Source organism: Streptomyces cadmiisoli (assembly GCF_003261055.1).
In the GTDB taxonomy this organism is placed as follows: Bacteria; Actinomycetota; Actinomycetes; order Streptomycetales; family Streptomycetaceae; genus Streptomyces; species Streptomyces cadmiisoli.
In genome coordinates, this window is sequence record NZ_CP030073.1 from 567,121 (window position 1) to 588,386 (window position 21,266).

9 protein-coding genes are annotated in these 21,266 nt (G+C 74.4%); 3 read left to right on the forward strand and 6 right to left on the reverse strand.

Features of this window, described 5'->3' with window-relative positions; all coding sequences use genetic code 11:
• Positions 1-367: 367 nt before the first annotated feature.
• The 5 genes from DN051_RS02495 to DN051_RS44855 form a co-directional block, all read right to left on the reverse strand.
• Positions 368-877 carry a hypothetical protein gene (locus DN051_RS02495; protein ID WP_112437826.1) on the reverse strand — a complete coding sequence of 170 codons (510 nt, stop codon included), beginning with the start codon at positions 875-877 and terminating at the stop codon, positions 368-370.
• Positions 878-950: 73 nt separating this feature from the next.
• Positions 951-2,309 carry a DUF6002 family protein gene (locus DN051_RS02500; protein ID WP_112437827.1) on the reverse strand — a complete coding sequence of 453 codons (1,359 nt, stop codon included), beginning with the start codon at positions 2,307-2,309 and terminating at the stop codon, positions 951-953.
• Positions 2,306-4,078, reverse strand: coding sequence for a beta-ketoacyl synthase N-terminal-like domain-containing protein (locus tag DN051_RS02505; protein WP_199314852.1), 1,773 nt, complete (start codon positions 4,076-4,078; stop codon positions 2,306-2,308). Before DN051_RS02505 ends, DN051_RS02500 begins: the two co-directional genes overlap by 4 nt.
• Complete coding sequence (locus DN051_RS02510; RefSeq protein WP_162624804.1) at positions 4,072-6,021, reverse strand: non-ribosomal peptide synthetase; 1,950 nt, start codon at positions 6,019-6,021, stop codon at positions 4,072-4,074. Before DN051_RS02510 ends, DN051_RS02505 begins: the two co-directional genes overlap by 7 nt.
• Entirely contained in the window at positions 6,018-7,112 is a 1,095-nt protein-coding gene (locus DN051_RS44855; protein ID WP_162624805.1) for a potassium transporter TrkA, read from the reverse strand. Before DN051_RS44855 ends, DN051_RS02510 begins: the two co-directional genes overlap by 4 nt.
• A gap of 277 nt (positions 7,113-7,389) precedes the next feature.
• Between DN051_RS44855 and DN051_RS02515 the strand changes: the two genes are divergently transcribed.
• From DN051_RS02515 to DN051_RS02525, 3 genes are read left to right on the forward strand one after another with little or no spacing between them, the layout of a single operon-like run.
• A complete protein-coding gene (locus tag DN051_RS02515; RefSeq protein ID WP_112441975.1) occupies positions 7,390-9,774 on the forward strand; it encodes a lantibiotic dehydratase in 2,385 nt (794 codons plus the stop codon).
• Positions 9,767-13,291, forward strand: coding sequence for a non-ribosomal peptide synthetase (locus DN051_RS02520; RefSeq protein WP_162624806.1), 3,525 nt, complete (start codon positions 9,767-9,769; stop codon positions 13,289-13,291). Before DN051_RS02515 ends, DN051_RS02520 begins: the two co-directional genes overlap by 8 nt.
• A gap of 37 nt (positions 13,292-13,328) precedes the next feature.
• Positions 13,329-18,920: a type I polyketide synthase gene (locus tag DN051_RS02525; RefSeq protein ID WP_112441977.1), complete on the forward strand. Its 5,592-nt coding sequence runs from the start codon at positions 13,329-13,331 to the stop codon at positions 18,918-18,920.
• Between the two features lie 18 nt (positions 18,921-18,938).
• On the opposite strand, the gene DN051_RS02530 is transcribed toward DN051_RS02525, so the two are convergent.
• Complete coding sequence (locus tag DN051_RS02530; protein WP_199314856.1) at positions 18,939-21,257, reverse strand: lantibiotic dehydratase; 2,319 nt, start codon at positions 21,255-21,257, stop codon at positions 18,939-18,941.
• Between the last annotated feature and the right edge of the window lie 9 nt (positions 21,258-21,266).

The following is a 21,266-nucleotide window of genomic DNA, read 5'->3' on the forward strand; positions in this document are numbered from 1 at the left end:
AGACCGACCCGGGCCGATCGCTCATCCGCGGCGATGACAAGATCCCGACCGCCTTCGCTGTCCTGACGACAGCCAGCACTCAAGCTGGACCTCGTCGAGCGTCGCCAGGATGCTGCCGTCGGACAGTTGCTCGACCGCGCGGACATGGCCCCGCGGATTCCAGTCCGTACTCAGCGAGGAGACCGTCCGGCAATCAAAGCGGTACAGCGCCGCCTACTCCGCATACCTGCCGGCACCGTGAAGTCCCGCCACCACTACGCCCTCAACAGCGTGCGAGCCACCGCCGCGAGGCCCGCCTACCGGGCTTCCCAGTGGCAGGCGACGGCACCTTGGGGAGAAGGTGAGCGGAAACGCGGGACACCGGGTGTCAGCACCAGGCGGCTCCGTCATGGCTGGCCGTGACGTCCAGACCGTAATCGCCGGGGCTGTCGCCGAGATCGCTGGGGAACCACACGGTGAGGTGTGCGGTCGTGCCCGCGACAGGCTTCTCGAAGCAGAGCGCTGACGTGTCGATCGCGAGGCTGCCGGGCGCCGGGGACGGCGAGGAGTCGGCACTCTCGAGTCGCCAGCCGTCCTCCTCGGCAGCCTGGCGATAGAAGGCCAGCACGTCGGCTCGGGATGTTGTGTACCGGTAGTACTGCCCGGCGTAGGCGAACCCGTCATCGTCGTCGCATCCGGAGTACCGCTCGTCCTCGGGCCGCGTCCGGCTCGGGTGCGCGTCGAGGATGGGCAGGGACGCCAGCGTGGGAGCGAGTTCCCGGTCAGCCTTCGTGCAGCCGTAGAGCCCACCCGACAGCGCCCACACGCCTGTTGCCGCGACGACGGCCAGGCCGCCTGCTCCGACGAGCAGCGGCGTGACCGCTCTCCTCGGCTTCATGGCGCGCAGCCGAACGCGTTGGATCTCGGGCGGGGCGTGCGCACTGCGAGGACAGGTGCCGCCGTGTCGGAGTTCACAGCAGCGCCGCCGCGATGTCCTCGACCGTCGACACCGGTACGAGCGCCGACTCCTCGGGGGTCCGCACGTCGTCGTCGGCGTACCAGCCGGAACCGTGGACCACCACGTCGCGGCCCGCTTCGACCAGCCCGCGGTCGATGGCGTTGCACACACCGGTCAGTGCCATGACCAGCGACCACTCGCGCAGGGCCCGCGGATCGTCCGGCAGCGGCCGCGCGTGGTCAGCGACCAGCTCCCGCAGCGCGGGGTAGCGTTCGAGGCACTCGTGGCGCGAGACCACGATGCCGTCGCCGCCGTGCCGGGCGATGATCGCGTTCATCGCCGGAGAGGTGGCGGGGCGGTGGGTGTAGAAGGTCGGGTCGAGGATCTCGTCCACCTCGTCGGCGACGCCCGGGAAGTTGGGGTCGGTCCGCTGCCTCCACAGTCCGTCGTCGCCGCGCTCGTAGCGCGGCAGTCCGGCCCGGTCGAAGCTGCCCCGGCGCAGGCTGAGCACCATGTCCGGGGTGCCCAGGTGCTGGACGAGCAGGCTCGCCGGGCGGCTGGCCGGACGAGCCTCGCCCGCGGCTTCCAGCACGTCCCGGCCGGCGTGGTAGCCGAGCAGTCCGAACGCGCTCGACACGGCGTGTGCGTGCAGCCGCGGCCCGGCGGCGCCGGTCGGATCCGCGTCCTGCTCGAAGAAGGCCCGTGCGGTGTCGGCCACGAGGTAGTTGCGCAGGTCCAGCGAGAACCACAGGTTCAGTCCGTGGCGTCGTTTGAGGTCGGCCGCGTGGGCGTCGGTGAACTGCCGGGCCAGCGTCTTGACGTCCTCGGCGCGCTCGCCGTCGTACACCATCAGCGGGTTGCGGGCGCGCAGTTCCGCGTCGTCGGTGAGGCTTCCGGCGCGCAGCTTGGACCGGCCGGAGGCCGGGGCCAGCGTGGCGATCCGCAGTTGGTCGGGGGTGGCCAGCCCCGCGGCCAGTGCCCGCGCCACGGCGTCGCGGAGAGCGGTCCCCTTGTTCGCCGAGGTGGGTGTGAAGATCATGACCGGTTCGCCCGTGCGGCGGATGTACTCCACGGCGCGGGCGACGATCAGCAGGGAGGGGAAGGTCTTGGTGGTGTGCGTGCCGGGGTTGCCGGCCAGGTCCAGCATGACCAGCCGGTGGCTGCCGTACTTGCCGAGTTCCCGCCACTGGGCCCGGGCCGGCTCGAAGAAGTCGCGGACGCCGGCGTCCGGTTCCGGCAGCGTGAAGCCGGGTGAGAACGCGCCGGGTTCGGTGACCGGCGCCGGGTCGTCCACCAGGGCCGCGACGACCTGCGGCAACCGCTCGTAGTAGTCGAGGATCAGGTTGCGCTCGGCGACGAGTGCGGTGGTCATGCGGGTCCTCCCCGGTCAGCTGCCCGATGGGCCGGCGGATCGATCCAGTGGCGCCGACGCCGGAACGGGTAGGCGGGCAACGTGCAGACCCGTCCCGGGCGGTTCTTGAGGTAACTCGTCCAGTCGGTGTCCTCACCGCGCAGCCAGGATTCGGCGGCCGCATGCAGCTCCGGTCCTGCCGCGGCCGGCAGCGGTGGCCTCTGCGGTCCCGCCGCGGCCCGTCGCAGCGCCGCAGCCGCCTCGGCGGGTTCGTGGGCGGCGATCGCCGCACGGTACGGCAGGACCCGGCGGCCCGTGGCAAGGGTGTAGGCGAGATCGGCCAGGTGCGTGCCGGGGCCGGCGGTCTCCAGATGTTCGGCCAGCCGCCGGCAGGCCTCGGCGAGGGCGGCCGGGGAGTGCGCGGAGAGCGGCAGCAGGTGCCAGCCGGCCGTCGATGCCGGAGCGGGCCGGGCCGCCTGTTCCAGCACCACGTGTGCGTTGCTGCCGCCCAGTCCGAACGAGCTGACGCCGGCCAGTCGGCTGCCGTCGTGCGGCCAGGGCCGCAGCGTCCGCGGCACAGCGAACGGCCCGGTCTCGATCCCGAGTTCCGGGTGGGGCTCGTGGAACTGCACATGGGCGGGCACGGTGCCCTCGGCGACGGCGCGGACGGCGGCCACGAGTCCGGCGATGCCCGACGCCGCGTCCAGGTTGCCGATGTTGGCCTTGACGGTGCCGAGCGCGCAGGACCCGGCAGGTGCCGCGCCGGCCGTCCGCCAGACCTGGTGCAGAGCGGAGAGTTCGATGGCGTCGCCGACGACGGTGGCGCTGCCGTGCGCCTCCAGATAGCCGACCTCGTGCGGGCTCACGGCGGCACGGGCGAGTGCCTCGGCGATCACTGCGGCCTGCCCGTCCGCTCCCGGTGCCTCGAAACCGGCGCGGTGGGCGCCGTCGTTGTTCACCGCCCAGCCGCGCAGCACGGCGTGGACGCGGTCGCGGTCCGGGTCGACGTCGGCGTAGCGCTTGAGGACCACCGCGGCGGCTCCGGTGCTGTATCCGGTCCCGGCGGCCGCCGCGTCGAAGGCCCGGCACCGCCCGTCGGGTGAGACCAGTCCCTCGGGCGTGTGCCGGTGGCGAGGCAGCGAGACGCTCGCGCCGCCGGCGACGGCGAGGTCGCAGGCGTAGTCGAGGAGGCTCTGCGCCGCCACGCAAACGGCGGTGAGCGAGCTGGAGCACGCGGTCTGGACGGCCATCGCGGGCCCGCGCAGTCCGAGCCGGTACGCCACCTGGGCGGGCAGGTAGTCGGCGCCGGGCCGGGTGGCGAGCTGCGCCTCCCAGTCGTCCGGGCGGCCGTCCGAGGCCGCGGGGTTGCCGAGCAGGTGAAAGAGGAAGTAGCGGTTGGTGGAGATGCCGGTGAACACGCCGACGTCGCCGTCGTACCGGCGCGGGTCGCAGCCGGCGTCCTCCAGCGCCTCCCAGGCCGACTCGAGGAACAGCCGGTGCTGCGGGTCGAGCAGGGCGGCGTCGGGGGCGTCGAAGCCGAACAGGTCCGCGTCGAACCCGGCGATGCCGTCGAGCGCTCCGCCGGGCAGTACGCCGCCGGAGCGCACCAGCGCCGGGTCGTCCAGCAGCCCCGGGGCGATGCCGAGTTGGCGCAGTTCCGCCTCGGTGTAGTCGTGGACGGCGTCGACGCCGTCGCGCAGCAGCCGCCAGAGTTCCGGCACGCTGTCCGCGCCGGGGAACCGGCCGGCGAGGCCGACGACGGCGACGCGGTCGTCGTACTCGCTCACCATCGCCCCTTCCCTTCGCGGCGGGCCCGGCGGGCGGCCCGTTCGGTGACCCGGCGCAGATCGGGCGCGGCGGTGGGGGTGGCGTGGCCGTCGAGATGGCGGGCCAGCGCGGCGACGGTCGGATGCCGGTACAGGTCCACCATCTGCACGGGTACAGCGAGGCTGTCCTGCAGCAGCTGTTGTACATCGGCGAGCAGGAGCGAATTGCCGCCGAGGTCGAAGAAGTTGGCGTCGGTGACGACGGCCGGTGTCTTGAGGACCGTGCACCACGCCCGGGCTATCGCCTCTTCGGTCGCGGTGCGCGGCCTTGGGCCCTGTCCCGCGGGCCGGGGTGCCTGCGGAGCGGGCAGTGCCCGGGTGTCCACCTTTCCGGTGCTGGTCAGCGGTAGGGCGTCGAGGACGGTCAGCAGGCGCGGCACCAGATGCTCCGGTACCCGGGCCGCCACTCCGCGGCGCAGCTGGGCGGGATCGAGGAGGGTGCCCGCGACGGGCTGCACGTAGCCGAGCAGTTCCGTGCGGCCGGTGTCGTCGGGACGGGCGACCGCCACTGCCCGCAGCACGCCGGGCTGTGCCGCGAGGTGGTACTCGACCTCGCCGAGTTCGACGCGGATGCCGCGGATCTTCACCTGGCGGTCCAGCCTGCCCAGATACGCCAGCCTGCCGTCCGGGAGCCGGCGTCCCAGATCGCCGGTGCGGTAGCTCGACATGCCGTGTCCGGTGCCGTCGCCGCCGCCGAACCGCTCGGCGGTCAGTTCGGGTGCCCGCCAGTAGCCCGGCGCGACGTACGGGCTGTGGATGACAATCTCCCCCTCGTCGGCCGACGGCTCGTCCCCGGGGCCGAGGAGCGAGATGGTGTATCCGGCCAGCGGGTAGCCGATGGGCAGGACGTCGTGTTCCAGCGCGGCGTCCGGCGGCAGATGGTCCTGCACGGCGAAGCTGGCCTCGGTGGCCCCGTACCCGTTGACGAACACACAGTCCGGCGCGAAGTGCGTGCGGCAGCGCAACGCGTCGTGCCGGGTGACGGTTTCGCCGCCGAGCACGACCGCGCGGATCGTGTCCAGGCGCCGCTCGCCGAGCGCGTCGACCAGATAGCGGTACACGGTCGGTGTGGAGTGGAAGACCGTCGTTCCCCGGTCGGCCAGGGCCTGTGCGAGGTGGGCCGGGCCGTGCCGGCGCACGTCCACGACGACGGTGGCCGCGCCGGCGAGCAGTGCCGCGAAGGTGTCGGTCACCGCCATGTCGAAACTGAAGGAGGACGCCACACTGAGCCGGTCGGCAGGTGTGATGCGGAAGTTCTCGATGTGGTTGGCGACACCGTGCAGCACGTTGCGGTGCGTCTGCGGCACGCCCTTGGGCCGGCCCGTGGAACCGGAGGTGCAGAGCAGATAGGCCACGTCGTCGGGACGGGCCGGCTGTTCGTCGAAGTGGACGTCCGGGTCTCCGGGGGCGGTCGGCTCCGGCGGCGGCACGACGCGCAGGGGTTCGGCCCGCAGCCGGTCCACCGGTCTCGCCGCGTCGGCGATCACGACGTCGATACCGGCCAGCGCGACGAGTTGGGCCAGGCGCGGTTCGGGATGGGCGGGGTCGAGCGGCACGTAGCAGCCGCCGGCGAACAGGACGCCCAGGATCGCGGCGACGGTCTGCGGTGAGTGGTCCAGCAGGATGCCGACACGGTCACCGTGCCGGACGCCGGCGGACCGGAGTGCGGCCGCGGTCCGGTCCGCCGCGTCCGCCAGCATGCGGTACGTCCACGGCTCGCCCTCGCCGAGCACCGCAACGGCGTCGGGTTGCCGGGCGGCCTGTGCCGCGAACGCGGCCGGGATCGTCCCGTGGCGGGCGGGCGGGCTGTAGCCGGTCTGCTGCCGGTGGTGGTCGGCGAAGGGCACGGGCGGTGCGTCGTCCGGTTGCCGAGGGAACCGCCGGTCGCGCGGAGTCGTTGCGGTCATCTGGCCCCACCGTTCCCCTCGGGTACGGCGGGCTGCCCCACCGGTGTGCGGCGCAGGCGCCCGCGCAGCTCGAGCAGCCGACCGCAGACCTCCGGGATCCGCTCGGCCGGGAACTCCTCGTCCTCCCAGCCCGGTTCGGCCTCCGCCAGCGCCGCCGTCGCGGCCGGGGCGAACCTGACCCGCCCGCTCTCGACGACGATGCCGTCGGCCTGCGACCACCGCTGGTTGGCCGCGACCGCCTCGGCCCGGCTCAGTCCGGCCGGCAGCCGCAGGGTGAGGCGGCCGTGGCTGATCCGCACCGGGTAGCCGCCGGGCAGTCCGGCCACGCCCGGCAGGCTGGTGTCCAGCTCCGAGCCGCTCGCGAGCGCGTCGATGAGCATCGCGCCTGCCTGTCCGGTCACCTGGTTGAGGGCCGGACGGTCGCAGGCACGCTGACCGGCCAGCGCCGCGGTGACTCCGTCCAGCGGCTCGTCGTCCAGCCAGCCGAGGGCCTCGCCCGCCGGGCCGGGCGGGTTCAGGTGCACATGGTGGCCGACCACCCGCAGTCGGCGCTGGTCGGGCAGGCCGAGCCGGGCCTGCAGACTCGCGGCGAGCAGCGCCACGTTGCCGATGCCGCACAGCACCGGCACTCTCAGCGCGGCAAGCACCGGGTTGACCGCGTCCGGGAAGCAGGCGTTGACGAACCAGGAGCCGCATTCGGCCGCGGCCCGGCCTGCCACCAGGGCGAGATCCGCCTGCAGCGGGAGCGTCAGCCCGAAGCCACCGCGCCCGAGCAGGGCGGTCCAGGCCGAAGGTGCCCCGCGGCGCTCCCACGGCGACTGGTGGGAAGCGCACAGCAGCACACCGTCCGGGGCCTCCTCGCGGATCACCTCGGGCAGCGCGGCCCGCAGGTCCGGGCCGGTCGTCCGGGGCCGGAACTGCGCGGCGCGACCGGCCAGCGCGGCACGTGTGCCGGCCAGCTCGCACAGGTGGCCGACGCTCTCCCCGCGGGCTGCCACGATCACCCGCAGTGGCGGTCCGGCCGCCGTCGCCAAGCCTGCGCAGACGGAGGCGGCGAGGGAGCCGCTGCCGATGACCACGACGGTGGGCACCGCCGTCATCGCACCGACGCCCGTCCGTGCGGTCTCGCGGTCACGAAAGTGATCTTCGGTATCGGCACGGCTGGATAGTAACCCCTCACCGGCCGCGCGGGAGGGCTCCGCGGCAAGGTATTCGAACACTTCCCAAGCACCGACGGCGTGGTTAGCATGCCCACTCAGTGCTAGATCAACTAAGCCCTGTCCAGCCGGTGTTCCTGGCGGCGGTGCGGTGCCGGCGGCGAACCACCGGACACCTGTGGGCGTTTTCCGGGGGGAGCTTGGCTTGAGGATGTCGCTGACGTCCACACCGGCCGTGCACGAAACCGGCCAGGAGCCGGTCGCACTGGCCGACCTGCCCGGAACCCGCTGGCAGGTGTGGCGCGACGCCGTCCTGCGCTCCACCGGATTCCCCGCCCAGGGCCTGCGCGTCTTCGCCTCCCCCGCCGCCGCCTCGGCCGCCGAGGCCCGTCTTGCCGGAGACATCGACGACGTCGGCTACCGCGCGGCCTTCGCAAAGGCCGCCGCGGTCATCGGCACCCAGCTGTACGAGATAGCGGGCGACCCCCTGTTCCGCGAGGCGATCACCTGGCAGAACCCCGATGTGCTGGCGTTCCTGGACGGTCTGCGCGCGGCCGGCCCCGACGCCGCGCCGGACCGCAAGACCCGCCGCCGGCAGGCGGTGGTGGCCCGCTACTGGCAGCGCTACTGCGCCAAGAACGACACCATCGGCTTCTTCGGCCCGGTGTGCTGGGTCCGGCTGACCGACGACGACGCCGTGGTGACGGCCCGTCCGGGACCCGGCCTGGTGACCGGGCGGCAGGTGTACTTCGAGTGGTGGGCCCTGGCGGCGTTCGCGGACCGGCTGGCCTCCGACCCGCGCTTCCGGCCGCACCTGCCCGTGGCACTGCAACCCCAGCTCTCCGTCCGGGCGGGGATGTTGCACCGCCCCGTGGAGCCGCCCGTGGAGCTCACTCCCGCCGAGGTGTCGCTGCTCGGCCTGCTGACCGGCCCGCGCCCGGCCGCCGGGGTGGTGGCCGAACTCGTCGCGGACAGCGGCAATCCCGTCCGGCGCAGCGCGGACGGTTTCATGCTGCTGGAGCGCCTCACCGAACGCGGGGTGCTGCGCTGGGGCATCGACCTGCCGCTGAACCTGTCCGCCGAAGCGGCCCTGCACGCGGCGATCGACGCGATCGGCGACCCTGCCGCCCGCGAGGCCGCTCGCGAGGAGTTCGGCCGGCTGGACGCCGCCCGCTCCGCGGTGGCCGCCGCGGCCGGCGATCCGGCCGCCCTGCGCGCCGCGACGGTCCGGCTGGACGAGGTGTTCACCGAGCTGACCGGGCTCGACAGCCGACGCAGGGCGGGGCAGACGTACGCCGGACGCACGCTGTGCCACGAGGACGCCGTACGCGACCTGGAGCTGTCGTTCGGCCGGCCGCTGCTCGAGGAGTTGGCACCGGCACTCGGCGTGCTGCTCACGGCCGCGCGCTGGCTGAGCCACACGCTGGCCTCGGCGTACCGGCAGGCACTGCGGGAGGTCTACGCCGATCTGTGCACCGATCTCGGTACCCGGGAGGTGCCGATGGGCGATCTGCGTTATCTCGCGCACGGCTTGTTCTTCGGCGCTGGCCGGCGGCCGGTCGACGACGTCGTGGCCGCCTTCGCCGACCGGTGGGCCCAGCTGACGGGCGGGACGGAACGCGCGCCGGACACGCGCCGGGTGCGGCTGCGCTCCGCGGAACTCGCCGACCGTGCCGCCGAGCTGTTCGACGCGCCGGGCCCCGGCTGGTCCACCGCCCGTATCCACAGCCCTGATCTGCAGATCGCCGCGCCCAGTCTGGAGAAACTGGCCGCCGGCGACTACACGGTGGTGCTCGGCGAGCTGCACGCGGCGTATCTGACGCTGTGCACCGGCGTGTTCAGCTGGGCGCACCCCCGGCCGGGCGCTCTGCGGTCCGCGATCGACCGGGATCTCGGCACGGACCGGGTGCAGCTGCTGCTGCCGGAGGACTTCCCCCGGATGACCGCCCGGGTCGCCGACCTGCTCTGGTCGCCGGACAACTGGCAGCTCGGCTTCGCACCGGCGCCGGGCGCCGAGCACTCCCGGCTGCTCCCGGTCACCGCGTTGACGGTGACCGAGCGGGACGGCGACCTCGTGGCGCGGCACGCCGACGGGCAGGAGTGGCCGCTGCTGGAGCTGTTCGCCGACTTCCTGTCCATGCACACGGCGGACGCGTTCAAACTGGTCTCGGCCGGTCCGCACACCCCCCGGGTGGCGATCGACCGGCTCGTCGTGGAGCGCGAGACCTGGCGCAGCACGGTCGGGGCGACCGGCCTGGCCACGGCCAAGGGCTATGCCGAGCGGTATCTCGCGGCCCGGCGCTGGGCAACGGAACTCGGCCTTCCGGACCGGGTGTTCATCCGCCTCGGCACCGAACTCAAGCCCACCTACGCGGATCTGACCAGCCCGCCGCTGGTGTACTCGCTCGCATCCATGGTGCGCCGCGCCGGTCTGGACGGGGGGCCCGACGTCGAGGTGGTGGTCACGGAGGTGCTGCCGCTCCCCGAGGACACCTGGGTCCCGGATGCCGACGGCCGCACCTACTACTCGGAGTTGCGCGTGCAGGTCCGCGATCCGCTCGTTCCGCCGCACGCCTCCGGGAGCGCCGATGACTGAGGCCGTGCCCGAGGACTGGGGCAGAGGAGAGTCACTGGCCGCGGCAGCGCCGACCGTGCCGCACGCCGTTCTGGCGGCGGCGCGACGGTATCCCGACGCGATCGCCGTACGGCAGGGCCGCCGTGCGGTGACCTACGCCGAACTGGTCGCCTCGGCCGGTGAACTCGCCCGGACGCTGCGTGAACTCGGCGTCGGCCCCGAGGTCACGGTCGGTGTGTCCGGCCGACGCCGACCGGACACGATCGCAGCAATGCTGGGCATCATGCTCGCGGGCGGCGCCTATGTACCGCTGGACCCGACACACCCCCGTGACCGGCTGCTGGCCGTTCTCGACGACGCCGGTGCGGAACTCGTGGTCGTCGACGCCGAGGGCCGCGCGCTGCTCGCCGACGCGGCGCCGGACCGGCTGTTCGTCACCGCGCCGGCCGGCAGCCCGTCCTCCTCGGGCAACCCGGTCCACCCGGTCCCGGAGGCCCTGTCCCCGGACAACCCGGCGTACGTGATGTACACCTCCGGCTCGACCGGCGCCCCGAAGGGCGTGGTCGTCACCCATCGCAGCGTGTCCGCGTTCCTGACGGCCTCCGCGCACCGATTCGGGATCGGTGCCGACACCGTCGCCCTGGCCACCGCGTCGTTCGGCTTCGACGTGAGCGTGTTGGAGGTCTTCACCACGCTGGCCGCCGGCGGCACCGTCGCCCTGGTGCCGGAGGCCGACCGCCGTTCACCGGAGCGGCTCGGCAGCTTCGCCGCCGCACACCACGTCACCTGGGCCACCCCGCCGGTGTCGATGCTGCCCTTGCTGGACCCGGCCCAGTTCGCCGCGCTGCGGGTGCTCGTGGCCACCGCCGAACCGGTGGCACCCGATCAGGTGGGGCGCTGGGCGGGCACCGCCGAGGCGCCGAGGCTCCGCTTCATCAACGCGTACGGCCCGACGGAGACCACGGTCGAGGCCACCGCCCATGACGCCGTCGGCGAGTGGACCCGGCCGGTGCCGATGGGCCGCCCACTGCCGAACCAGCGCGTGTACGTGGTGGACGCGGCGCTGCGCCCGGTGCCCGTCGGCGTGCCGGGCGAGCTGTTGGTCGGAGGCACGGGACCGGCCCGCGGCTACCTCGGACAACCGGGCCTGACCGCGCAGCGGTTCGTCGCCGACCCCTTCGACGGGTCGGGCGGGCGGCTGTACCGCACCGGCGACCTCGCGGCCTGGGAACCCGACGGAGCCCTGCGCTACCTCGGCCGTGTCGACCGGCAGCTCAAGGTCCGCGGTCACCGCATGGAGCCCGGGGAGGTGGAGGCCGCTCTGGCCGGCCACCCCGACGTCCGCCAGGCGGTCGTCGACCTGGTACCGACCACCGCAGGACCCCTGCTGACGGCGTTCCTGACACCCGCGCGGGCGCCGTCGGACACGGCCCTGCGCGAGCACTGCGCCCGGCTGCTCCCGGCCGCCATGGTGCCCTCGCGTTTCGTCCGGCTCGACGCGCTGCCGCGCAACGCGTCCGGCAAGACCGACCGGACGGCACTGCACGCGCTCGCGTCGCCGCCCACCGCGGAACCCGGCTACGGCTGGCAGCCGGACAGCGAGGAGGCGGCCGTGGTCGCCCGGGCCTGGGCCGACGTGCTGGGTGTACCGGCGCGCTCCGGCGACGACACCTTCTTCGACGCCGGCGGCCACTCCCTCGGCGCGATGCGGCTGGTCGCCCGGCTGCGCGCCGACATGGACCGGGACGTACGGATCGAGGACGTCCTGCGCGGCCGTACGGTCGACGGCATCGCCGCCGCGCTGGCCGTCGCCGCGCCGGCCGGACCGGAGCTGACGCGCGGCAACCCGCCCGCGCTGTCGGCGGCGCAACGGCGGCTGTGGTTCCTCGACCAGCTCACGACGGACAGCGGTGCCTACAACATCGCGCTGGCGCAACGGCTGCGCGGCCCGCTTGACCCGGCGGCGCTCCGGTCCGCCCTGACCGAGGTCGCCCGGCGGCACGAGGTGCTGCGCTGGCGGATACCGACCGTCGACGGCGCCCCGACCGTGGTGCTCGACCCACCCGCCGACATCCCCCTGCCGGTCACCGATCTGACGACGCTGCCGCCGGCGGAGCGGGCCGGCGCCCTGGCCGCGCAGCTCGCGCAGGCCGCCGAGGCCCGCTTCGACCTGGCCGCCGACCGGCTCTGGCGGGCCCGCCTGCTCCGGGTCGGCGAGGACGAGCACGTGCTGGCGGTCACCGCCCATCACGCGGTCTTCGACGGCTGGTCGCAGGGACTGTTCCTGCACGACCTGGGCACGGCCTACGGGCGCCGCGCCGCGCCCCTGCCACCCGCGGCGGCCTCGTTCGCCGACTACGTCGCCTGGCGGGCGGACCGGGCGAACCGCCGCGCCGACACCGATCTGCGCTGGTGGCTGGAGCACCTCGACGGCGTGCCGCCCGTGCTGGAACTGCCCGGCGACCACCCCCGCCCGGCCGAGCAGACCTTCCGGGGCGGGCGGGTGGAGACGCTCCTCGATGCGGCGACCACGGCGGCGGTGCACGCGCTGGCCCGTGACTGCGGGGCGACGCCGTCGGCGGTGCTGCTGGCCGTGCTCGGCCAGCTCGCCGGCCGGCTCACAGGCCGGGACGACCTGGTCATCGGCACCCCCGCGGTGGACCGCCGGCACCCCGCGTTCCTGGATCTCGTGGGCTTCTTCATCGAGGTGGTGCCGCTGCGGCTGCGCCCGGCCGCCGGCCGGAGCTTCCGGACGCAGGTGCGGGACACTCGCGACGAGTTGCTCGACGCCCTGGCCCACCCCGAGGCACCCGTCGAGCGCCTGGTGGAGGCGCTGCGACTGCCCCGCGACGCGTCCCGTCAGCCGCTGGTCCAGGTGCTGTTCAACGCCTACAACTTCCCGCAGCCGCGGCTCGAGATGCCCGGACTGGACGTCACGGCTGAGCCGGTACCGGTACCCGGGGCCCCGTTCGACCTGACGCTGTACGCCGCCGAGGCCGACGGGCACTACCGGATCGAACTCGTCCACAACACCGATCGCTTCACGACCGCCCGCGCGGAGCGGCTCCTGGCCGCCTACGTACATCTGCTGAATGGTTTCCTCGGAGCGCCGGACCGCCCGGCCGGGGAGATCGGCCTCGATCCGTACGCCGATCTGTTCGAGGGCACGACAGCCGGGCCCGCACCGGCCGCGCCGCCGGCCCTCCCTGCGCTCCCCAACCCCGGCGGCGGCACCGAGGCGGCCGTCCTGGCCGTCTGGCGGCAGGTCCTGGAGCGCGACGACATCAAGGTCACCGACAACTTCTTCGATGCCGGCGGAACGTCACTGCTGCTCGTCACCGTGCGGCAGCGACTCGAGAAGGCGCTCGGCCGGGAGCTGCGGGTCGTGGACCTGTTCCACCACCCCAACATCCGCGCGCTCGCCGCCCATCTCGACGGTGCCGCACCGGCAGCCGGTGCGGACCGCGGCACCGACCGAGGCCTCGCACGCCGCCGCCGCGCCCCCGCCCGCGCGGTCCGGCGGCGCGGGCCGAACTGAACAACACCGCCCCGCTTCCGGACTCGGAGAGGCAACAATGACGACCCCGCAGGACATCCCCGGCGGCGATGGCGACGTCGAACCGATCGCGATCGTGGGAATGGCGTGCCGCCTACCCGGTGCGGCCGACGTCGACACGCTGTGGCGCAACCTGGTCGACGGTGTGGTGTCGACCCGCACCCTGCCGCGCACCGAGCTGCTCGCCGCGGGAGTGTCCGCCGCGGAGATCGACGACCCGTCGTACGTGCCGGTGGTGTCCTCCCTGGACCACCCCGAGTCCTTCGACTACGGCTACTTCGGAATGACCCGCCGTGAGGCGGAGCTGGCCGATCCGCAGATCCGTCTCTTCCTCGAGCTGGCGAACACCGCTCTGCAGCACGGCGGTTACGACCCGACGCGCTTCGACGGGGACATCGGCGTCTACGGCGGGGTCGGGCCCACCCGCTACTACTGGCGGCACCTCGGTGCCAACCGCGCCGTGACCGACGCCCTGGACGGCTCGATGGCCCTGTCCAACGCCAACCTGGCGGACTACGTCACGACCACCACCTCGTACCACCTCGACCTGCGCGGACCGAGCATCAGTGTGCACACGGCCTGCTCCACCTCGCTGGTCGCCGTGCACACCGCCTGCGAGTCACTGCGCGGCGGCGAATGCGATCTGGCCCTGGCCGGCGGCGCGTCCATCGAGCTGCCACTCAACCACGGCTACCTGCAGACGGACGGCGGGGTGGAGTCCGCCGACGGCCGCTGCCGCCCGTTCGACGCCGGCGCGACCGGCACGGTGTGGGCCTCCGGCGGCGCCATGGTGCTGCTGAAGCGGCTGTCCGACGCCCTGGCCGACGGCGATCACGTGCACGCGGTGATCCGCGGCAGCGCCGTCAACAACGACGGCGCCGGCAAGGTGGGCTTCACCGCGCCCAGCGTGGAAGGACAGGCCGCCGTGGTGTCGACGGCCCTGTCCGTGGCCGGCATCGACCCCCGGACGGTGGGCTACGTCGAGGCGCACGGCACAGCGACGAACCTCGGCGACCCGATCGAGGTGCGGGCGCTGTCGCAGGCGTACGGCCGGCAGCCCGGCGACCGGGGCTGGTGCGGCCTGAGCTCGCTCAAGTCCAACATGGGCCACCTGAGCCAGGCCGCCGGGGCCGCCGGACTGATCAAGGCGGCGCTGGCGCTGCGCCACGGGATGATCCCGCCCAGCGTCGGCTACGAATCGCCCAACCCCGCCATCGACTTCGACACCAGCCCGTTCTACGTCAACGCCACGCTGGCCAAATGGGACACCGACGGCACGCCGCGCCGTGCCGGGGTCAGCTCGTTCGGTATCGGCGGCACCAACGCGCACGTCATCCTCGAGGAGACGCCGACCCCGGCGAGCACCCCGTCGGAGCGGTCCGCGCACCTGCTGCAACTGTCCGCGCGCACCCCCGAGGCCCTGGCCACCGCCGTGGACGAACTCGCCGCGCACCTGGCCGAGCGGCCCGAACTGGCCGTCGCCGACGTGGCGCACACGCTGCGGGTCGGCCGGCGCGAGCACCGGCACCGTACGGCCGTCGTCGCCGCCGACAGCGCGGCGGCGGTGGCCGCGCTCAGGGCGGGCAAGCGCCGGCCGGCCGGTGAGGCCGCACCGGAACGTCCCCGGCTGGCGTGGCTCTTCTCCGGCCAGGGCGCCCAGTACGCCGGTATGGGCGCGACGCTCTACCGCGCCGAGCCCGTCTTCCGCGACGCCGTCGACACCTGTGCCGAACTGCTCGCCCCGGAGCTGGGTCTGGACCTGAGATCGTTGCTCTTCGCCGACGGCAGCGGCCCGGACACCGAAGCGGCGCAGGCCGAACGGGACGCCGCCGACGAGCAGTTGCGCCGCACCGTCCACACCCAGCCGGCACTGTTCACGGTGGAATACGCGCTGGCCGTGCTCTGGCGTTCGTGGGGCCACTCCCCCGACGCGATGGTCGGCCATTCCATCGGCGAGTACGTCGCCGCCACCCTCGCCGGGGTGTTCGAACTCCCGGACGCGCTGCGCCTGGTCGCGCTGCGCGGACGGCTGATGGACGCGCTGCCGGCCGGCGCGATGCTCGCCGTGCAGCAGGCGGCGGAACAGGTGGCCCCGCGGCTGCCGGACGGACTGTCGGTGGCGACCGTGAACGGGCCGGGCGTGTGCGTGGTGGCGGGCCCGGCGGACGCGGTCGCGGACTTCGCCGCGCAGTTGGAGGCCGACGGCGTCCGCAGCCGCGAGCTGCGTACCTCGCACGCCTTCCACTCGGCGATGATGGACCCGATCCTCACCGAGTTCACCGCCGCTGTGGCCGCGGTGCCCCGGCAGGCGCCGCGGTTGCCCTTCCTGTCCAACGTGACCGGCACATGGTTCACCGCGGAAGACGCCGCGGACCCGGCGTACTGGGCACGGCACCTGCGCGGCACCGTCCGCTTCGGGGACTGTGTCGGCACGCTGCTGGCCGACGGCGAGTGGGCGTTCGTGGAGTGCGGTCCGGGCCGGCAGCTCGCCGGACTGGTGCGGATGCAGACCGGCCGTGACGCGCTGGTGCTGCCCAGCCTGCCCGGACCGACCGAGTCCGCCGACGACCCGACCGTCTGCTACACCGCCGCCGGCACGCTGTGGACCCGTGGGTTCCCGGTGGAGGCGGAGTCGTTCGGGCAGCAGGCGGCCCGGGTGCCGCTGCCGGCCTACCCGTACGAGCGGGTCCGCTGCTGGATCGAGCCGGATCCCCCGGCGACCGTGGCCGCGCGGACCGAGGACCCCGCAGGCGCGGGCGCCGACGACCTGGTCCCGGCCGATCCGGCCGACTGGTTCCAGGTACCGGTGTGGCGGCAGCTGGCCCCCACCCCTGCGGACCGGCCCGCCCCCGTCTGCGTGCTCTTCGACACCGAGGACGGCACGGACGGCCTGTTCGCCGCGCTGACCCGGGCCGGAACGGCGGTGACCCGGGTGCGCCCCGGCAGCGGCTACGCCCGCGACGGCGCCGACGTCCACACCGTGCGCCCCGCCGAACCGGACGACTACCTCGCCCTGGTACGGGCCCTGCTGGCCGACGGGGTCCTCACCGAGGGCGTACGGGTCGTCCACGCCTGGTCGGCGGCCCCCGGGAACGGCGAGGGACGTGTCGCGGCCGCCTGGTCGGCCCAGGAGCACGGCTATCTCAGCCTCGTCTGCCTGGCCCGGGCCCTGGCCGCCGAGGCCGCCGACGTCCCCCTGCACCTCGATGTGGTCACCGCCGGGGTGCACGACGTCGTCGGGGGCGACGGGCGGCGCCCGGAGCACGCGACCGTGGCCGGAGCCGTGCTCGCCGTCAACCGGGAGCTGCCCGCCGTCACCGCCCGCCACCTCGACCTCGACGCGGGGCGGACCGGTGCCGACCGGTCCGCCGACCGGTCGGTCGCCGCGCTGTGGCGCGACCCCGGCCACGACCGGGACCGGCCGCTGGCGTTGCGCGGCGGACGGCTGTGGGTACGCGGCTTCGACCGGGTGCCGCTGCCGGACGCCGGGGACGGCCCGTGGCGTACCGGCGGCGTCTATCTGATCACCGGCGGCTACGACGGCCTGGGACTGGCCGTGGCGGAGGACCTGGCCCGCCGCTTCCGGGCACGGCTGGTCCTGCTGGGCCGCTCCGGACTGCCGCCGCGGGACCGGTGGTCCGCGCTGCGCGGCACCTCCGGCCGGGCCGGCACCGCGGTCGCCGCCGTGGAGCGGATGGAGGCCGCGGGCGGGGAAGTGCTGCCGGTGGCCGCCGACGTGTGCGATCCGGCCGCCCTTCGGCGGGTCCGCGAGGAGCTGCTGGCACGGTTCGGGCGGCTGGACGGCATCGTTCACTCGGCGGGCCTGCCGGGCGACGGCATGCTCGAGGTCAAGACTCTCGACGCCGCTCGCTCGGTGCTCGCCCCGAAGCTGGCCGGAACACTGGCGCTGCAGGACGCGTTCGGGGACCTGTCCCTGGACACGGTGGTCCTGTTCTCCTCGGTGTCGTCGGTGGTCGGCGGCATCGGCGACACGGACTACACCGGCGCCAACGCCTTCCTGGACGCCTACGCCACCTCGGAGCACGGCTGGTCGGCCCAGGTGCTGTCCCTGGGCTGGGGCGCCTGGGGGCGGATCGGGATGGCCGCCCGCTCCACCGCCCGCGATCTCCTGGGACGGTCCGACGCCTCCGGCGCCGCGACGGCATCCGCGGCGGCCGGCCGGAGCGGTGCCGTACCGATCACCCACCCGGTGCTGACCGAGCTGGTGCCGGCGTCCGGCGGCGACCCGGCGTACTGCCGCGGCACCGTCTCGGCCGCACAGCACTGGCTGCTGGACGAGCACCGCATCGGCGGGGTGCCGGTGGTGCCCGGCACCGGTCAGCTCGAACTCGTCCGCGCGGCGGTGGCGGCCTGGCGGCCCGCTCCGGACGGGGAGAGCGAACTGGAGCTGTCCGACGTCGCGTTCACGGAGCCGATCACGGTCGCCGACGGCACGCGGACGGAGGTCCGCGTAGCGCTGCGCCCGGACGCCGACGGGGTGGAGTTCACCGTGTCCAGCGTGCACGGCGAGACCGTGCGCACCCACACCCGCGGCCACGCCGCATGGGTTCGGCCGGACAGCACCGCGCCGCTCGACCTCGCGGCGGTCCGCGGGCGGTGCGCCGAGTCCGCCGCGGAGGCCGAGCGCTTCCAAGAGCAGCTCGACAGCAATCCGTTCCTGACGTTCGGGCCGCGCTGGCGCTGCCTTCGCGAGGCGTGGATCGGCGCCGACGAGGAACTCGTCCGCCTGGTCCCGGCCGAGGCGGACGGCACCGACTGGCCGCTGCATCCCGCGCTGCTGGACGTGGCGACCATGCCGGTCGGGCCGGGCGGCGGCGGTACCCGGCTGCCGATCGGCTACGGCCGCGTGCGCATCCACGCGCCGCTCGACTCCGCGGTGTGGGTGCACCGGTGGCGCGACGGCGCGCACGACGACACCGCGGCGGTCGTCTCCTGGGACTTCGTGGTCACCGATGACGGTGGACGGCCGCTCGTGACGGTCGCCGACTTCATGCTGCGCGCCGTCGATCCGGACGCGATTCGCGCGGCGGTCGCCACGACGCCGGAGCCCGCCGCGCCGGACGCCGGTCCCGCGGACCCCTGGGCGATCCAGCCCGCCGACGGCCTGGACGCCCTGCACCGGGTGGTCGCCGCGGCGCCGGCGGCACACGTGCTGATCACCCCGGGCCGGTACGACGCCATGCTGCGCGGCAGCGCCGAGCGGGCCCGGCGGGCCCTGGCCGTGCTGCGCGGTGAGACCCCCGAACCGGTCGCCGCCGGACCGTCCGAGCGGGGCACGTCCGGCGGCGACGACCTGACGGCCACGGTCAGCCGGGTCTGGTCGGCGGTCCTCGGCGAGGAAGACATCGCCGACGACGACAACTTCTTCGAGCTGGGCGGGAACTCGCTCGTGGCCGTGCAACTCGTCGCGCAGATCCGCAAGGCCACCGGGGTACGGCTGCCGATGCGGACGCTGTTCGACGCCCCCACGGTCGCGGGCATGGCCGCACGCATCGCCGAACTGCGGACGGCACAGCCGGAGTCGGCGACCGTGCCGGCCGCGCCGCAGGCGACGACGATTCCGGTCCTGCCGCGCCCGCGCCCGAGCTGAACGGGGGCGGGCCTGCGGTCAGGGCCGGCCGGGCGGCTCCGGATCGATGATCTGGAGCCGCAGCTCGGAGGAGTACCGCCGGCCCTGCCCGTCGGCCAGCCAGGCGTGCTCGGCCGTGGGCAGCGCCTCGGTGACGATCACCTCCACGTCGTCGCCGCCCTTGGCGCGGGCCCCGCGCAGCATGGTGCAGAGCAGGCGCACGTACACCGGGCTGGTGAAGTCGACGAACTGGGGCTTGATGTCGGTGGCGACCCGGACGTAGACCTGCTCGGGCATGTCCTCGGCCCGCCGCCAGCGGCGGGCCGCCACGAACCGCTGCTGCTCGCCGGTGACGTCGGCCAGCCCGCCTGCGCCGATCGTGGACCGCCAGGTGCGGCGGACGAGCACGAGGTCGTCCACCGTGATCCGCGGCGTGTGCCCGTCGGCGCCGGCCAGCTTCCAGGTGTCGAACGCCTGGAGGCCCAGCATGTTCGCGAAGACCTCGAGGATGGGCCACTGCCGGCCGTCCTCCGCCCGGGCGACGAGCCCGTCCGGGGTGTCGGTGACGGTCAGGGCGGTGACCGGCACGAGCCGGTCGGGGTCCGCCCCCGGGGCCGGGACGAAGCCCAGTTCCACATCGTGCGGCCCGTTCATCCAGTACGCGTTGCGGGAGCAGTGCCGCGGCCAGTCGTGCGGCAGCAGCAGCCGGACCCGGCTGTCCGGCAGGTCGGCGGCGAGGGCCTCGCGCAGCACCTGGGGTGCGGGGTGCCCGAGGGCGAAGAACTGCGTGTCGAACGCCGCGGAGGCGATGTGCAGCTCGCCGAGCACAAGGGTGTAGTCGCCGCGGGCGAGCGCCTCGGCGTCGGTGGCGCACAGGTGGACGTCCGGGCTGTGCACCCGTGCCTCGGACCAGCCCGGCCGGTCGGCGGGGAACGCCTCGGCGGCCCGGGCGCCGAGTTCCTCGGCAGTGAACCGCAGTTCGGCGGTGCCGGGGCCGACGTCCTCCAGGCCGAGCACGGCAGTCCACCGGCGCAGGAAGTCGGCGACCACCGGGTCCGCGGGCCGCTCGTCGCCGAAGACCAGCGCCTGGGCCATGAACCACAGCTCCCGCAGCGGCACCTCCGCTCCCCCGGCGTCGGCGGCCAGTTCGCGGTACAGCTCGGTAAGCGCGGCAGTGTAGGCCGCCGCGATCCCGGCCGACAGCCAGCGCGCCGACTGGAGCAGCGGCGCCAGGCCGGCCAGCCGGGCCAGCACGTCGCCGCCGACGGTGACGTCCAGGTCTCGGACGCTGTCCAGGTGGCAGAGCGTGCGGCCGGCGTACGTCTCGCCGGGCCGCCGCCGGGCGTCCTGGCCGGTGATCCGGGTGAAGGTGTCCTCCAACACGGCCATGGAGTTGGCGAGTTCGTCCGGGCCGTCGGCGGCGGCCACCGCGTCACGGGCGTCGCACAGCCGGTCCATCGTCGCCAGCGCCCGCTCCCGGGCTTCCGCGTCTCCGATGCCGTCCAGTTGCTCGCGCAGCAGCCGTTCGGCGCCGAGGTCCATCGGCAGGTCGAAGCCGAGCCGCAGGATTCCCGCGGCGGCGAGCTCGTCGAGCTGGGCGTACACGTCGGCCGGGCGGCGGAAGGTGCCGGCCGCGGTCAGACCGGCGGCGAGTTCACCGGCCCGCCGGCGCCCGTCGCAGCGGGCCACCAGCTCGGCGGCGCCGGCCGGCAGGTCCTGCGGGGGCCGGTTCGGCCATACCAGCCTGCGGCCGTCGAGCCGCAGCTGCGGCTGCCTGGCCACGGGCAGCCAGGGGCGCAGCCGTTCGTCGGTCGCCAGGTGCGCGGCGAGCGCGTCGAGCGCCCACCACTCGAAGTGCACCGCGGTGTCCCGGACGAGCGCCGGCCCGTGCCGGACCTCCAGTCGCGGGCCGCCGTTGTCCACGGTCGACCAGCACATCGGACCGAAGAAGCCGATGGTGTCGTTCTTGGTGCAGTACCGCTGCCAGTACTTGGCGACGATCTCCTCCCGGCGCCGGCGGCGTTCGTTGCGCCGCGCCGCGGGCCCGTCTCGCAGCACGCCGGCCACGGAGCTGAGCGCTCCGGGGTTCTGCCAGGTGACCGCCTGGCGGAACAGCGGATCGGCGCAGACGTCGTGGACGGCGCGGCCCAGCCGGGTCATCGCGTCGGCGAACGCGGTGTCGACCCGGGCGGCTTCGTCGGCGTCTTCCAGGTACCGGTCCACGGTCCGGGCCAGCTCCGGCGCGCAGAACGCGGCGACGCCGTCGGCGGGGAAACCGGCGGAGCGCACCAGGGTGTGCCGCCAGACATTCCAGGTGGTGCCGGGCAGGGGGACGAGATGGTCGGACACGTTGGTCACCGGCTCCTG